The sequence below is a fragment of the uncultured Exiguobacterium sp. genome (genome assembly GCF_964277885.1).
Lineage (GTDB): Bacteria > Bacillota > Bacilli > Exiguobacteriales > Exiguobacteriaceae > Exiguobacterium_A.
Genome location: NZ_CAXYJR010000004.1, coordinates 1 through 14,266 on the forward strand (window position 1 = coordinate 1; position 14,266 = coordinate 14,266).

The 14,266-nt window shown below is 46.5% G+C and carries 14 protein-coding genes, 3 tRNA genes, 1 rRNA gene, 1 other RNA gene and 1 other annotated feature; of the genes, 3 read left to right on the top strand and 16 right to left on the bottom strand.

What is annotated here, in order from left to right; translation table 11 throughout:
• Nucleotides 1–342: 342 nt before the first annotated feature.
• The 6 genes from ACHWTJ_RS01745 to tadA form a co-directional block, all read right to left on the bottom strand.
• The gene (locus ACHWTJ_RS01745) at nucleotides 343–561 is read right to left on the bottom strand and encodes a YaaL family protein (protein WP_023469883.1); all 219 of its coding nucleotides are present in this window, start codon (nucleotides 559–561) and stop codon (nucleotides 343–345) included.
• The gene (gene recR, locus ACHWTJ_RS01750) at nucleotides 558–1,157 is read right to left on the bottom strand and encodes a recombination mediator RecR (protein ID WP_023469882.1); all 600 of its coding nucleotides are present in this window, start codon (nucleotides 1,155–1,157) and stop codon (nucleotides 558–560) included. The genes ACHWTJ_RS01745 and recR overlap by 4 nt, the downstream gene beginning before the upstream one ends.
• Before the next feature lie 18 nt (nucleotides 1,158–1,175).
• Complete coding sequence (locus ACHWTJ_RS01755; RefSeq protein WP_023469881.1) at nucleotides 1,176–1,496, bottom strand: YbaB/EbfC family nucleoid-associated protein; 321 nt, start codon at nucleotides 1,494–1,496, stop codon at nucleotides 1,176–1,178.
• An 18-nt stretch (nucleotides 1,497–1,514) separates the two neighbouring features.
• A complete protein-coding gene (dnaX, locus tag ACHWTJ_RS01760) occupies nucleotides 1,515–3,200 on the bottom strand; it encodes a DNA polymerase III subunit gamma/tau (protein ID WP_294739705.1) in 1,686 nt (561 codons plus the stop codon).
• A gap of 95 nt (nucleotides 3,201–3,295) precedes the next feature.
• Nucleotides 3,296–3,562, bottom strand: an RNA gene (gene ffs, locus ACHWTJ_RS01765) — signal recognition particle sRNA large type.
• Nucleotides 3,563–3,610: 48 nt separating this feature from the next.
• On the bottom strand, nucleotides 3,611–4,117 hold the full coding sequence (gene tadA, locus ACHWTJ_RS01770; RefSeq protein ID WP_029343038.1) for a tRNA adenosine(34) deaminase TadA: 507 nt from the start codon (nucleotides 4,115–4,117) through the stop codon (nucleotides 3,611–3,613).
• 108 nt (nucleotides 4,118–4,225) lie between these two features.
• Between tadA and ACHWTJ_RS01775 the strand changes: the two genes are divergently transcribed.
• The gene (locus ACHWTJ_RS01775) at nucleotides 4,226–4,855 is read left to right on the top strand and encodes a deoxynucleoside kinase (protein ID WP_023469878.1); all 630 of its coding nucleotides are present in this window, start codon (nucleotides 4,226–4,228) and stop codon (nucleotides 4,853–4,855) included.
• Nucleotides 4,852–5,529, top strand: a complete 678-nt coding sequence (locus ACHWTJ_RS01780; protein WP_029343036.1) for a deoxynucleoside kinase — start codon at nucleotides 4,852–4,854, stop codon at nucleotides 5,527–5,529. The genes ACHWTJ_RS01775 and ACHWTJ_RS01780 overlap by 4 nt, the downstream gene beginning before the upstream one ends.
• Before the next feature lie 75 nt (nucleotides 5,530–5,604).
• On the opposite strand, the gene ACHWTJ_RS01785 is transcribed toward ACHWTJ_RS01780, so the two are convergent.
• The 8 genes from ACHWTJ_RS01785 to pdxS form a co-directional block, all read right to left on the bottom strand.
• Nucleotides 5,605–6,069 (bottom strand): DinB family protein, encoded by a 465-nt coding sequence (locus ACHWTJ_RS01785; protein WP_223041090.1) that lies wholly within the window; start codon nucleotides 6,067–6,069, stop codon nucleotides 5,605–5,607.
• Between the two features lie 102 nt (nucleotides 6,070–6,171).
• Nucleotides 6,172–6,261: transfer RNA gene (locus ACHWTJ_RS01790), tRNA-Ser, on the bottom strand.
• 35 nt (nucleotides 6,262–6,296) lie between these two features.
• A tRNA-Ser gene (locus tag ACHWTJ_RS01795) sits at nucleotides 6,297–6,387 on the bottom strand.
• A 39-nt stretch (nucleotides 6,388–6,426) separates the two neighbouring features.
• Nucleotides 6,427–6,517: transfer RNA gene (locus ACHWTJ_RS01800), tRNA-Ser, on the bottom strand.
• 136 nt (nucleotides 6,518–6,653) lie between these two features.
• On the bottom strand, nucleotides 6,654–7,931 hold the full coding sequence (gene serS, locus ACHWTJ_RS01805; RefSeq protein WP_294739692.1) for a serine--tRNA ligase: 1,278 nt from the start codon (nucleotides 7,929–7,931) through the stop codon (nucleotides 6,654–6,656).
• Nucleotides 7,932–7,992: 61 nt separating this feature from the next.
• Nucleotides 7,993–8,200 (bottom strand) — a binding site (T-box leader).
• 12 nt (nucleotides 8,201–8,212) lie between these two features.
• Nucleotides 8,213–9,448: a D-alanyl-D-alanine carboxypeptidase family protein gene (locus tag ACHWTJ_RS01810; protein ID WP_394679004.1), complete on the bottom strand. Its 1,236-nt coding sequence runs from the start codon at nucleotides 9,446–9,448 to the stop codon at nucleotides 8,213–8,215.
• A 91-nt stretch (nucleotides 9,449–9,539) separates the two neighbouring features.
• The gene (gene pdxT, locus ACHWTJ_RS01815; RefSeq protein WP_294744574.1) at nucleotides 9,540–10,118 is read right to left on the bottom strand and encodes a pyridoxal 5'-phosphate synthase glutaminase subunit PdxT; all 579 of its coding nucleotides are present in this window, start codon (nucleotides 10,116–10,118) and stop codon (nucleotides 9,540–9,542) included.
• Nucleotides 10,112–10,999 carry a pyridoxal 5'-phosphate synthase lyase subunit PdxS gene (gene pdxS / locus ACHWTJ_RS01820; RefSeq protein ID WP_214772673.1) on the bottom strand — a complete coding sequence of 296 codons (888 nt, stop codon included), beginning with the start codon at nucleotides 10,997–10,999 and terminating at the stop codon, nucleotides 10,112–10,114. Before pdxS ends, pdxT begins: the two co-directional genes overlap by 7 nt.
• 116 nt (nucleotides 11,000–11,115) lie before the next feature.
• On the opposite strand from pdxS, the gene ACHWTJ_RS01825 reads away from it, so the two are divergent.
• On the top strand, nucleotides 11,116–12,519 hold the full coding sequence (locus ACHWTJ_RS01825) for a PLP-dependent aminotransferase family protein (protein WP_294751241.1): 1,404 nt from the start codon (nucleotides 11,116–11,118) through the stop codon (nucleotides 12,517–12,519).
• A gap of 43 nt (nucleotides 12,520–12,562) precedes the next feature.
• On the opposite strand, the gene guaB is transcribed toward ACHWTJ_RS01825, so the two are convergent.
• Both guaB and rrf read right to left on the bottom strand, forming a co-directional pair.
• The gene (gene guaB / locus ACHWTJ_RS01830; RefSeq protein ID WP_029343029.1) at nucleotides 12,563–14,029 is read right to left on the bottom strand and encodes an IMP dehydrogenase; all 1,467 of its coding nucleotides are present in this window, start codon (nucleotides 14,027–14,029) and stop codon (nucleotides 12,563–12,565) included.
• Between the two features lie 151 nt (nucleotides 14,030–14,180).
• A 5S ribosomal RNA gene (gene rrf / locus ACHWTJ_RS01835) occupies nucleotides 14,181–14,266 on the bottom strand; the annotation flags it as partial.

Consider the following 14,266-nt stretch of genomic DNA (forward strand, 5'->3'; position numbering starts at 1 on the left):
TCTCCATAAAGTGTTTGACTTGCTCGTTGTGTGACCGAAGTCACGATTGACGAAGCTTGCGCTTCATTCATGTTTGTATTCCGTAGAATACGATTTTTGCCTCATCGTTCAGTTTTCAAAGTTCGTCCGCGCCTGTTTTGGCGACTCAATTAGAATACCAAGTCTGAAACAAGAAGTCAACAACTTTTTTGAAATTGTTTTTTACTTGTTTGCCGTAAGCGCTCGTCCTCTTAAGGACATGAATTAATATATCACGATAATTAGACATGCGCAACTACTTTGTTAAAATAACTTATAGTTTTTTTAGAGCATATAAAAACCGCAGACAAGAATGGCTGCGGTTTACTTCATCATCAATGAGACGCGTCTTCTTTTTGCTTCGCTTATATAGAAGAAATACAGTGATTCCGCTAACTTCATTTGTGCTTCTAAATCACCATAGTCATCATAGCTGATTTCTAAGAGATGACGCTTCATCAAATAATCTTCTTTTGCTTTTGCTAATTCTTCTAACAAACGCTGGTCGTACTCACTGCGAATCTTCTTTCGAAACCAACTCATAGTTCGCGACGTCCCTCCATTGCACGAGATAACGTCACTTCATCTGCGTATTCAAGATCTCCACCAACCGGAAGACCATGAGCAATCCGAGTGATCCGAATACCCGTCGGTTTTAAGAGACGCGATAGATACATCGCCGTAGCTTCTCCTTCAATGTTCGGATTGGTTGCTAAGATGACTTCCGTAATCGCTTCGTCCGCTTGAAGACGTGTCAGTAGGCTAGATACATTGATATCCTCTGGACCGATTCCTTCCATTGGACTGATCGCTCCATGCAAGACATGATACAACCCTTGGTAATCTCGCATCTTTTCCATTGCAATGACATCCCTTGAATCTTGAACAACACAGACAATCGTACGGTTCCGGTGTTTATCTGTACATACATAACAAGGATCTTGATCCGTGATATTCCCGCAGACGCTACAGTAAGCAATGTCGCGCTTCGCACTGACCAATGCCTTTCCGAACATCAAGACATCGTCCTCTTCCATATCAAGGACATGAAACGCTAGACGAACCGCTGTCTTCGGACCAATCCCCGGCAGTTTCGTAAAACTTTCGATCAAACGACTAATCGCTTCAGGATATTGCAAGTGGTTTCCTCCTACGAATTAAAACATTCCCGGCAGATTCATACCTTGTGTGAATTTCCCCATTTTACTTGCTACGAGTTCATCGACCTTCTTCAAAGCATCGTTTGTTGCAGCTAAGACGAGATCTTGAATCATTTCAACATCATCTGGATCAACGACTTCTTCTTTAATGATGACATCTACGATATTTTTATGACCATCAGCGACGACTGAGACCATTTCTCCGCCTGCTGTACCTGTCACTGTTAAATCTTTTAGTTCTTCTTGTGCTTTCGCCATATCCTTTTGCATCTTCTGCATCTGTTTCATCATATTGTTCATGTTTCCCATTCCGCGCATCTGTATTCCTCCTCGAATTTAATCTTCGAACTCTACGATATCACCAAAACGACCAAGCGTCTCGGACAATAACTGATCGCTCTCCGATTCTTGTTTTGTTTCCTTCTCTTCTATATTACTACTATTTCGCTTAGCAACAAACTCTGCCTTCAGTTCATGCCAATCCTTTGAGAGAATCGCTAAAATTTCGCGTTTGACGCCGCATACTTCGTATAATGCTTCTTCAATCACAAAACGTGTTCGTTCATTCGTCATGACCTGCTCAAAGTGCCATCCTTTACCGTCATCGAATTCAATCAGCAATGTATCCGCTGAACAAAGAACCGGTTTACTTTCATGGAGTAACGAGTAGATGGGACCATCTTCTTTTAAAATCCATTTTAAGATGTGATCCCAGCGTTCTTGAATCTCACGCAATTGTGCTTTCTCTGCTCGCTCTAACATTTGGCGAATTCGCTCTTTGGCGATTCGAACGGTTGGTCGTCCTTGTTTTCGCTTCGGTTGTGCTTGTGGTGCGGCCGCTTCTTGTGCCGGAACACCATTCGACTTCCATTGGTGCATCTGTTCCTTCATTTCGCGGACTTCCTGTTGCAACGATTGGACGATCTGTCCCGTCGTTCTCCCTTGTTCCGCAATTTGAATGAAAGCAATCTCAACGAGGACCCGCGGATGATTCGTCAACCGCATCTGTTGTTGGCAGTCATGTAACTGATCAATGATCGTAAAGCACGTCTCCGCTTCAATCGATTCAACGAATTGTTTGAACTCATCCGTCGGGCGCGCACGCTCTAGCAAGTCGACAGCTGTAGGCGAGGCTTTTAACAACAAGGTGTCCCGGTAAAAGAAGACGAGATCCTCAACGAAACGTTTTAGATCTTTTCCGGCTCGTTGCATCGTCTCAAGCGTCTGTAACAACTGATCGACTTGATGTTCATGTAAGGCACGGGCAATGTTCAGTAACGCTTCATCTTCTACTGCCCCTGTTACTTCAAGAACAGCCGCATCGTTTAGATCACCGTTAGAAAAAGCAACCGCTTGGTCGAGTAAACTCAGCGCATCACGCATACCACCATCCGCCGCTCTGGCGATCAATCGTAATGCCGTATCCGAATATTCGATCGATTGATCTTTTAAGATATATTGCATCCGATCCACGAGCTGCTCGACTTCATGCCGCTTCACATCGAAACGTTGGCAACGCGAGATGATTGTCGCCGGGATTTTATGCGGTTCGGTCGTTGCTAAGATGAAGATGGCGTGCGCCGGCGGTTCTTCTAGTGTTTTGAGCAAGGCATTAAAGGCACCTGTCGACAGCATATGCACTTCATCAATGATATAGACTTTATAGGCTGCTTCTGAAGGGGGGTATTTGACTTTATCTCGGATTTCCCGAATCTCATCTACGCCGTTATTGGAAGCCGCATCGATTTCAAAGACGTCCGGGCTTGATCCTTCCGTGATCGCAAGACACGTCGGGCACGTATTACATGGTTCTTTGACCGGTGCATGCTCACAGTTGATCGCTTTAGCGATGATTTTGGCAAGACTCGTTTTTCCCGTTCCACGAGGACCCGAAAATAGATAGGCGTGGGACATCCGCCCCTCCATCAATGCATTTTGGATCGTACGGGTGATATGCGCTTGTCCAACGACCTCATCGAATCGTTGCGGACGGTACACGCGGTATAGTGCTTGATAGGCCAAGTTTGCGCCTCCTCTTTTTAAGTTCCTCATTCTATTTTACCTAAAAAAGTCTACAACCGAAACCGGCTGTAGACTTGTCTTTAAAAATTAAACTGCCGCGCACCATATTCTGAAATATGTTCAACATGCGTTACTCACGCAGCCTGCTCAGTCCAAGCACCCCTACAACACACAGAGAGCACCACTTAAGGCTGCTTCCTTCCGGACCTGACCTGGTTCATGGGTATCTGTTGCGTAGGACTCAAACGTCAACGCTACTTACGTGAGGCAGACCACACCAATCATATCCCTCGACATGGAATTCAGTCTCGCTATAGCGGATTGCGAGTGACAGGGAACCGCTACATCCCCACCTAGCACGGCAAATGGTTTATCGATTTTTAGTGGCACCTTGTTTCAGTGCTTTTTCATTATACTGTTTCATCTGGTGTGATGCAACCCATTGCCCGCTTTCGCGCTTTCTTTTTCGCGCGCAGCTCCCGAAAGAATGTCGTTAGCATCTCCCCACACTCTTTTTCTAATATACCGCTCGTCAGCTCTGAGACATGATTGAACCGATCGTCTTGCACCAGGTTCATCAGCGTTCCGCAGCATCCCCCTTTCGGATCAACGGCACCAAAGATGACATGTTCAATTCGTGACAGCATGATGGCCCCAGCACACATCGGACACGGTTCGAGCGTCACGTATAACTCGCACCCTTCTAGTCGCCAGTTCCCGAGCTTTTGGCAAGCTTCCTCAATCGCGATCAACTCGGCATGTGCCGTCGCCTGTTGATCCGTTTCCCGATGATTGTACCCCGTCGCGATCACTTCATCGTCTTTGACGATGACACATCCAATCGGAACTTCACCGATCGCTTCTGCCTTTTTCGCCTCCTCGATCGCAAGGCGCATATAGTGTTCCTGTCGTTCCATCGATGATACTCCTCACTCTAAAAAAATTCTCCTTTTGAAACTTCAGCAAGTCGTACTTCTTTGTGCTAAAATATAAATTGCACTTTGCTGAACGGAGGGTCATTGTATATGTTCATAACGGTTGAAGGACCGATTGGTGTAGGCAAAACATCACTTGCGAACGCCATCAGTCACCATTTCTCTTTTTCTATGTTACGCGAAATCGTCGAAGAAAATCCCTTTCTTGGAAAGTTCTATGAAGATATCGAAGAATGGAGCTTCCAGACGGAAATGTTCTTCTTGTGCAATCGCTTCAAACAACTCGATGATATCGAACGTCATTACCTCAGTAAACAACGCTCTGTCGTTGCTGATTACCATATCTTTAAGAACTTGATTTTTGCACACCGCTCTCTAAAAGTAGAGCATCTTGAGAAGTACGAACAAATCTATTCGATCCTGACGACCGACATGCCAAAGCCGGATGCAGTCATCTACTTGAACGCAAGCATCGACACCTTGATGAAACGTGTTGCGCTGCGCGGACGAGAAATCGAAGAAAATATGTCACGTGCCTATCTTGAACAATTGGCAGAGGATTACGAGACATTCGTTACAGAATACCAAGTCAAACATCCGGAAGTCAAAATCATCCGTTTCGACGGAGATGCTCTCGACTTCGTCAAGCGACCGGAAGATCTCGAGTACGTCTTGACGACGATCCGGAACGAATTATATGAAGGAGCGAACCACGCATGAACTTGAAGCTACGCGAACAATACAACATCCCGGCAGATGCCGTCATTACGATCGGCGGTATGGTCGGAATCGGTAAATCAACAATCACAAACGGATTAGCAGATGCCCTTGGTTTCCGGACGTCACTCGAAAAAGTCGATACGAACCCTTACTTGGATAAATTCTATCATGATTTCGAGCGTTGGAGCTTCCACCTCCAAATCTATTTCCTCGCTGAACGCTTCAAGGAGCAAAAGCGGATTTTCCAATACGGTGGTGGTTTCATCCAAGATCGTTCGATCTATGAAGATACAGGGATCTTTGCTAAGATGCATTTCGAAAAAGGAACGATGTCTCCAACGGATTACGAGACATATTCCAGTTTGTTTGACGCAATGGTCATGACACCATTCTTCCCGCACCCGGATCTTTTGATCTATCTTGAAGGTTCGTTCGAACAAGTACTAGAACGAATTCGTCTTCGCGGACGTGAGATGGAGCAGCAGACACCAATCGAATATTGGGAAGAGATGTATGAGCGCTATACGAACTGGATCAATAACTTCACGATCTGCCCGGTACTTCGCTTGTCGATCGACGAATACGATTTACTGAACGAACCAGAATCCATTGACCGGATTCTCGCGAAGATCGAAAAACAACTCGAAGTTGCTCGTATTGCCAATACACGCTAACTGATCAGATCTGCCTCTTGGGCGGATCTTTTTTTTGCGCAAAAAAAAGGAGACGCGTGTCGCATCTCCCTCGTATTACCCAATCACTTGATTGATTTGTTCCATATGGTGTAGATCATGTTGAGCCATTGCTCCAAGAAACTGACCGATCGTCAATTCTTTGTCTTTAATGACGACCTTATCTTGTAGCCGTTCTTCCGGAATCAATTCGACTGCACGACGCAATAAGTCACGGCTGACTAAAAACTCATCAATCGTCAAGATTCGTTGCTGCTCACGGCTCATTTTCGCCGCTTCCTCATTGACAGCTTGGCTATCCGGCGCGACACGGAATGGTTCTCCCGCGAGCAAGTACGGAATACGCTCTGCGACCATGAACCGATCCCATGGTGATAAGTGACCGATGATCTCAGCAACCGTCCACTTACCTTCTGCATACGATGTTCGCCATGCCTCTTCTGAAATCTGTTCCAAGTCTTTTACATATGTCATCGTCATCGCATAATGTGAAAGCAACGATTCTTTTGTTTGTTCGTTCATTTCATCCACCTCTTCTTCGTTTTTCACGTAGGCAACCATAGCACGCACGAAGAAATCGATGCAACAAAAAAGCACCTCAGAATTGAGATGCTTCATAAAAAGCGGAGTCGGTGGGATTCGAACCCACGCGAGCCTTGCGACCCCTAACGGATTTCGAGTCCGTCCCCTTCAGCCGGACTTGGGTACGACTCCATGATTATATTTATTTTTGGGTAAAAAAAAAGAAGTGGAGGAGGCGGTGGGATTCGAACCCACGCACGGCTTTCGCCGCCTGACGGTTTTCAAGACCGTTCTCTTAAACCACTTGAGTACGCCTCCAAGCTATAAAACGTGCATGTCGTTGCCAAAAAATAAAAATGGAGGAGGCGGTGGGATTCGAACCCACGCACGGCTTTCGCCGCCTGACGGTTTTCAAGACCGTTCTCTTAAACCACTTGAGTACGCCTCCGTACTTCTCATAACAATGTTATGACTCGGTTGTTTTCCTGACATTAATTATGATAGCATCTGCCTTTTAACGTGTAAAGACCTTTTCTAAAAAAACTTTTCAAAATACAGAAAGGGGGATTATTCCCCCTTCTGACTTAAGGTTGAATCACTTCAAGACCGCCCATGTATGGACGAAGCACTTCTGGAATAACAACTGATCCATCTGCTTGCTGGTAGTTCTCTAGGATCGCAGCAACTGTCCGACCGACTGCAAGGGCAGAACCATTTAACGTGTGAACGAATTCTGGTTTTGCATTCGCTTCGCGGCGGAAACGAATCTGCGCCCGGCGTGCTTGGAAATCTTCAAAGTTTGAACAAGAAGAAATTTCACGGTAGACGCCTTGGCTTGGCATCCAGACTTCGATGTCGTATTTCTTCGCAGCCGTGAATCCGAGATCAGCTGTACACATGCTCAATACTTGATACGGCAGTTTCAGCTTTTTCAAGACTGTCTCTGCTTGTCCCGTTAACAATTCGAGTTGCTCGTAAGATTCTTCTGGTTTGACGAAACGAACGAGTTCAACTTTATTGAATTGGTGCTGACGGATCAAGCCGCGTGTATCGCGTCCCGCAGAACCTGCTTCTGAACGGAAGCATTGGCTGTACGCCGCATAACCGATTGGTAACTGATCTACAGTTAGGATTTCTTCACGGTGCATGTTCGTCACTGGAACTTCTGCTGTCGGTACGAGGAAGTAGTTCGTTTCTTCGACTTTAAACGCATCCTCTTCGAACTTCGGCAATTGTCCTGTTCCTGTCATAGAGTCACGGTTGACCATAAGTGGTGGCAAGATTTCTGTGTAGCCGTGCTGATCTTGATGGAGATCCATCATGAAGTTAATCAATGCTCGCTCAAGACGTGCACCCGCTCCGCGGTAAAAGACGAAACGGCTACCGGTGACTTTTCCGGCACGCTCGACGTCGACGATCTTTAATTGCTCCATCAAATCCCAGTGTGGGACTGCTTCGAAGTCAAACGCTGGTTTATCGCCGACTTCACGTAAGACGACGTTATCGTCTTCAGAAGAACCTACCGGTACGCTGTCATGTGGAATGTTCGGAATACCGAGGAGCAGTTGGTTCAATGTCGCTTCGACATCGCGTAACTCATCGTCAAGCGTCTTGATTTCATCCCCGACACTACGCATCGCAGCGATCGCTTCATCTGCATTTTCCTTATTACGTTTGAGTTCAGCGATTTTTTTCGTCGCTTCATTTCGTTCTGCTTTCAACACTTCTGTCCGCGCAATCAGTTCTCGGCGTTTCTCATCAAGTGCGAGGAAACGGTTCATGTCCGTCAAGTCCTCTCCTCGGTGCGCTAACTTCTCTTGAATGGCATCAAAATCTTGGCGTAATCGTTTAATATCAATCATCTGTAATTCCTCCTTTATGTCATAAAAAAAGGCGATTCGTCTCTTTCCGGTATTCTTACCGAAAAGGGACGAATCACCTGGATCCGCGTTGCCACCCTCATTGCTAGACACATCTAGCCAACTCAAGACGCGATAACGGGCGTACCCGCACCTTGTTCGCAAGGTGTGCGATCCGGCTCGATTCAATCTATCGATCTGACTAGTTCACACCACCCACTAGCTCTCTTAACAGTATCGATACATCTACTTGGTCCGTTCATAGCATCTTTATGAGATTAGTCTTACTTTACACCATCGCCTTGGAGGTTGACAAGAGCCGATTGTTGAATCGCTTGCTCAATCCGTTTCGACCATGCTGTCCAAGCGCGAAAAAGGCGTGTCGAAACACTCGCAAGCGGAACGGCAGTCGCACTATACAAATTCACGCGCGGTGTTTCAAAGCCCGGTAAATAAAGCCCATTATCCGCAACCTGCACCGTACCGACGACTTCTTGTTTTGTTACAGGTGCCGTCGTTTTTGAGAATTCAAACCGTGGTTCCCGTGTCGATGCTCGCTTCGATACCGTCACATACAATGAGCCGTTCGTAACGACATCTAATTTTCGGACAGTTGCCCCTTGGATTGGAAGAACATTTTTAATCCGTTCTCCTTTTCCGTAATACGTTAATGGTTCGAACGTCGCAAAACCATAGTCGAGTAGTTTTTTCGTTTCCCGAAAACGGGCTTGATCCGAATCCGTCCGCATCACGACTGTAACAAGCGTCATGTTATCTCGTGTCGTCACACTAACAAAACAGTAACCAGCTAAATCGGTCATTCCCGTCTTCATTCCTCGCATGCCAGCATATGCGAATTTTTCCTTCGCTAGCATCTTATTCGAGTTGTTCAAGACTTCTCCATCGAGTTTCATCTGTGCTTTGCTCGTCACATCGAGGACATCCGGGTAATCCTTGATATAACGGATGACAAGTAACGCGATATCGGTCGCTGTCATCAAATTCGTTCCTGGAAGGGTCGCATCAACAGCATCAAGTCCAGACGCGTTCGCATACTCCGTGTCGTTCATTCCGAACTGTTTTGCTGTCTCATTCATCTTTTCAACGAACGTCGCTTCTGAACCGGCGACGGTTTCGGCTAGCATGACCGCTGCATCATTGGCTGATTGAATGAATGCTGCATTATACATTTCGCGAACCGTATATGTTTTTTGTTTTACTGGTACACGAGTGATACCAGACGTTTTTGCTAGTTTTAAGACTTTCTTGCTTGGTATGATTTTTTGATCCCACGTCAGTTTTTTGAGTTCGATTTGTCGTCTTACGAGGTAAAGCGTCATCAGCTTCGTCATCGAAGCCGGTGGTAGAGAAACATCCGCTTCCGATTGAAGGAGGATTTTCCCTGTGACCGCATCGGCCAATATGTAAGACTCAGCTTGAATCGAAGGTGCTGCTTGTCCCGTCATAGGAAAACTTGTGAGCATCAGTATACTCAAGCAGAGTAGCAAGATTCGCTTCATCGTGTCTCTCCCTCACTTAATCATTCATTGTACGAATAGTGTAGCACAAAAGAAGCATCCGACAGTAGAGACTGTCAGATGCTTCCACGCTTTATGAACGGACGGATTGCCGCTGTTTGATTTTTTGTAAAAAATACTGATGTAAACGATTATCTTCTGTTAATTCAGGATGAAACGAGCACGCGAGGTGTAACGATGTCTCGACAGCAACGATCTGTTCTTCGACTTTCGCAATCACTCGTGTTCCTTCCCCGACAGACAGAATCAATGGCGCTCGAATGAACACTGCCTCGATTGGCTCTTCAATCCCTTCAACCGGTAGCAACCCTTCAAATGAATCGATTTGTCGACCGAAGGCATTTCTACGAACCGTCATCGAAATCGCGTTGAGATGGCTTTGTCCTGCTTCGACAGCGGTTGCGAGTAGAATCATTCCAGCACATGTTCCGAACATCGGTAACGTCGTCGCTTTTCCCCGAAGCGGTTCCAGTAATTCATAGCGTTCGATCAATCGACGCATCGCGGTCGATTCGCCTCCTGGTAAGACAAGTCCATCCAGTTTCTCGAGATCGCTCGCTTGTTTGACGAGAACGACATCGACACCCAGATCTTCCAGCTGCTGTCGATGTTCACGGACCGCTCCTTGAACATCAAGAATACCGATTACCATCCGCGTGTCGCCATCCGTTCCTCAAATGGCATCGATGTGACATCGATTCCTTTCATTGCTGTTCCGAGTCCTTTGGATAAAGATGCGATCCGTTCAAAATCATCTTTGTACGTCACGGCTTCGACAATCGCTCGAGCGACACGTTCTGGGTGTTCTGATTTAAAGATCCCCGATCCGACGAAGACACCATCTGCCCCTAGGTGCATCATGAGTGCGGCATCAGCTGGTGTCGCGACTCCCCCGGCTGCAAAGTTGACGACCGGTAGACGTCCTTGTGTCCGAATATCACGTAATACTTCGTACGGAGCACCCCATTCTTTCGCAAATGTCATCAATTCATCAGGACTGACATGCAAAATTTGCTTCAATTGTGCTTGAATTTGTCGCATATGACGAACGGCTTCGACGACATTTCCTGTTCCTGGCTCACCTTTCGTCCGAATCATCGCGGCTCCTTCGGCGATACGACGGGCTGCTTCCCCAAGATCACGTGCGCCACAGACGAACGGCACCGTGAACTCTGACTTCAGTAAATGATATTGTTCATCTGCCGGAGTCAGAACCTCACTCTCATCGATGAAATCGACCCCCATCGATTCGAGAACACGTGCTTCGACGATATGACCAATCCGGCATTTTGCCATGACGGGAATTGAGACCGCTCCGAGTACTTCTTCTGTAATCAATGGATCTGCCATTCGTGCGACGCCTCCGTCACGACGAATATCAGACGGAACACGTTCAAGTGCCATGACTGCAACAGCACCTGCTGCTTCCGCAATCTTCGCTTGTTCTGCATTGACAACGTCCATGATGACGCCACCCTTTTGCATTTCAGCCATTCCACGTTTGACACGATCCGTTCCTTGTTGACGTTCCATATCCATTCCCCCTTGGTTGACTTTGACTCCTTTAGTATACGGAACGTTGACACTTTTAAAAGTATCAGTTTATGATGATTTTAACAGGTCAGTTTACGAAGAAGGAGTCAGACGAGATGGACATGCTATCATTTCAACTTACGCGCAATCAGGAAAAACCACTTTATGAACAGCTTTATCAACAAATTCGAAATGAAATCATTGCCGGTCGTTTAGCATACGGCACGAAATTACCATCCAAACGAAAACTCGGTCAATTTTTGAACTTAAGTCAAACGACGATTGAACTTGCTTATCAACAACTCGTCGCAGAAGGATATGTCGAATCCATCTCACGTAAAGGGTATTTCGTTCTTGCCTATGAGGAACTCGCTTACGTCAAAACCTCACCCATTGTTCAACCGCGTGTGACTAAAGATAAACCAGTCATCACGTATGACTTTCATCCAAGTAAGATTGAAGGGATCTCTTTCCCGTTCGCCCGTTGGCGTAAGTATGCCAAAGATATCATCGACACTGATCACCACCCACTTGTGTCGCTCGGTCATCCGCAAGGCGATCTAGCGCTGCGTGAAGAGATTGCGACCTATCTCTATCATTCTCGCGGTGTCGTCTGTTCTCCGGAACAAATCGTCGTCGGTTCAGGTGTCGAGCAATTATTGCCGCTCGTCCTCTTCTTACTGGGACGCGACGTCACATACGGCATCGAGGATCCCGGTTATCATACGACACGCCTCTTACTTGAAAATCATGAACGCATGATTGAACCGATTCGTGTTGATGCGAATGGATTACGGATTGATCACTTACAGGAATCAAACGTCGATGTCATGTATGTCACACCGGCACATCAATTTCCGTCCGGTAGCATCTTATCCGTCAACCGAAGACATCAATTGTTAAACTGGGCAGCCATGGATCCGACCCGTTTTATCATCGAAGACGACTATGATAGCGAATTCCGCTACAGCGGTAAATCGATTCCGTCTTTACACAACATGGACAGCAACCGTGTCATTTACATGAGTACCTTCTCAAAATCACTCATGCCTTCACTACGGATCGGTTATATGGTCTTACCGGAAGTCTTACGCGCGCGGTATCAAACTGAGTTATCCCATTATACATGTAGTGTCTCGCGCTTTGATCAAACGATCTTGACGCGTTTCATGAAAGAGGGTGACTTTGAACGACATCTTAACCGGATGCGTAAGGTCTATCGTCGCAAGCTCGATGTCTTAATCCAATCACTTCGCCGGATTCCTGCTTTACGGTTGACCGGCGAAAGTGCCGGACTCCATGTTGTCGTGTCCGTAGCAAACGGGATGACGGAGCAGGAGCTCGTTATGCGAGCACAACAACAAGGCATCCAAGTATACGGTCTTTCTCAGTATGCCCAGTTACCACTTCTCTCTGATACGCCTCAAATCGTCCTTGGATTTGCGAGTCTCTCTGAGCAAGCGTTGACGGAAGGGTTACGCTTATTGATGGAAGCATGGGATTTGCATAGATCATCTTAAACAAAAGCCTCGCCTTTCTACTGGAGAAAGACGAGGCTTTTGTTTACTGACGAGTATAGTTAGAAGCTTCTTTTGTAATTTGAATATCGTGTGGATGACTTTCTTGCAGACCAGCACCAGTCATACGGATGAACTGCGTCTCTTCACGCAACTCTTCTAATGTGGCAGCACCACAGTATCCCATACCTGAACGAATACCACCAACGAGTTGGTACACCGAGTCACCGAGTTTACCACGGTAAGCGACACGTCCTTCGATTCCTTCTGGAACGAACTTCTTATCTGCTTCTTGGAAGTAACGGTCTTGGCTACCGCGTTTCATCGAAGCTTCAGAACCCATACCGCGATACGTCTTGAATTGACGTCCTTGATAGATTTCCATCTCACCTGGGCTCTCTTCTACTCCTGCGAGCAAGCTTCCGAGCATGACAGCGTGACCGCCAGCAGCAAGTGCTTTTACGATATCTCCAGAGTACTTGATGCCACCGTCTGCGATGATTGAGACACCATGTTTCCGTGCTTCTGTCGCACAATCGAAGACGGCTGTGATTTGCGGAACACCAACGCCTGCGACAACACGTGTCGTACAAATCGAACCAGGTCCGATGCCGACTTTAATGACAGAAGCACCCGCTTCAATCAAATCGCGTGTTGCTTCTGCAGTCGCAACGTTACCCGCAATGATTGGTAAGTTTGGATATTCTTCACGAAGTTCACGTACTTTGAGAAGAACACCTTCTGAGTGACCGTGTGCCGTATCGACGACAAGTGCATCGACACCTGCATCGACAAGGAACTTCGCGCGCGTCGAAGCGTCTTTTGTTACACCGACAGCTGCTGCGACGAGTAAACGTCCGAACTGATCTTTTGCAGCATGTGGATACTGTTCGACTTTTTCGATATCTTTTGTCGTAATTAACCCTTTTAATACACCGTTCTCATCAACGAGTGGTAACTTTTCGATGCGATGTTTGTGGAGAATCTGTTCTGCTTCAGCAAGGGACGTACCAACTTTTGCTGTCACGAGTTCTTCTGTCGTCATCACTGTTTCAATGACAGTTGAGTAGTCCTTGACGAAACGAAGATCACGGTTCGTCAAAATCCCTACTAATTTACGCTCTGTTTCGTTATTAACGATTGGAACACCAGAGATGCGGTACTTACTCATCAAATACTCCGCATCGTAGACTTGACGCTCTGGCGTCAAATAGAACGGATTCGTGATGACACCATTTTCAGAACGTTTGACGCGATCGACATGTTCTGCTTGTTCTTCCATTGACATATTCTTATGAATGACACCAAGACCACCTTGACGTGCCATTGCGATTGCCATCGGTGCTTCTGTGACGGTATCCATCCCAGCACTGATCAACGGAATATTAAGTGTGATCCCTTCACATAGCGTGACAGATAAATCAACGTCGCGCGGCAAGACACTCGAACGACGGGGTACGAGTAAGACGTCATCAAACGTCAAACCCTCTTTAGCAAATTTGTTCTCCCACATGTTATCCACTCGCTTTCTCTTTTATAAAAGAATATTGATGTTATGGTAACAAGCAGAGGGTGTCATGTCAATGACTCGACCAATAATCAGAACAGTCTGAAGTTTCACATAACACAAAAAGACCGACCTGCAATCTGCAGATCGGTCAAGTGCCTGGCAACGTCCTATCCTCACAGGGGGAAGCCCCCAACTACTTTCGGCGTTCAAGTGCTTAACTTCCGTGTTCGGCATGGGAAC

What these genes read in the sequence shown, in the direction of transcription:
- serS (WP_294739692.1), bottom strand. Translation starts at nt 7,931, where the DNA reads ATGATTGATATTAAACGATTACGCCAAGATTTTGATGCCATTCAAGAG.
- ACHWTJ_RS01775 (WP_023469878.1), top strand. Translation starts at nt 4,226, where the DNA reads ATGTTCATAACGGTTGAAGGACCGATTGGTGTAGGCAAAACATCACTT.
- ACHWTJ_RS01755 (WP_023469881.1), bottom strand. Translation starts at nt 1,496, where the DNA reads ATGCGCGGAATGGGAAACATGAACAATATGATGAAACAGATGCAGAAG.
- guaB (WP_029343029.1), bottom strand. Translation starts at nt 14,029, where the DNA reads ATGTGGGAGAACAAATTTGCTAAAGAGGGTTTGACGTTTGATGACGTC.
- pdxT (WP_294744574.1), bottom strand. Translation starts at nt 10,118, where the DNA reads ATGGTAATCGGTATTCTTGATGTTCAAGGAGCGGTCCGTGAACATCGA.
- ACHWTJ_RS01825 (WP_294751241.1), top strand. Translation starts at nt 11,116, where the DNA reads ATGGACATGCTATCATTTCAACTTACGCGCAATCAGGAAAAACCACTT.
- ACHWTJ_RS01745 (WP_023469883.1), bottom strand. Translation starts at nt 561, where the DNA reads ATGAGTTGGTTTCGAAAGAAGATTCGCAGTGAGTACGACCAGCGTTTG.
- ACHWTJ_RS01785 (WP_223041090.1), bottom strand. Translation starts at nt 6,069, where the DNA reads ATGAACGAACAAACAAAAGAATCGTTGCTTTCACATTATGCGATGACG.
- ACHWTJ_RS01780 (WP_029343036.1), top strand. Translation starts at nt 4,852, where the DNA reads ATGAACTTGAAGCTACGCGAACAATACAACATCCCGGCAGATGCCGTC.
- pdxS (WP_214772673.1), bottom strand. Translation starts at nt 10,999, where the DNA reads ATGGAACGTCAACAAGGAACGGATCGTGTCAAACGTGGAATGGCTGAA.
- ACHWTJ_RS01810 (WP_394679004.1), bottom strand. Translation starts at nt 9,448, where the DNA reads ATGAAGCGAATCTTGCTACTCTGCTTGAGTATACTGATGCTCACAAGT.
- tadA (WP_029343038.1), bottom strand. Translation starts at nt 4,117, where the DNA reads ATGGAACGACAGGAACACTATATGCGCCTTGCGATCGAGGAGGCGAAA.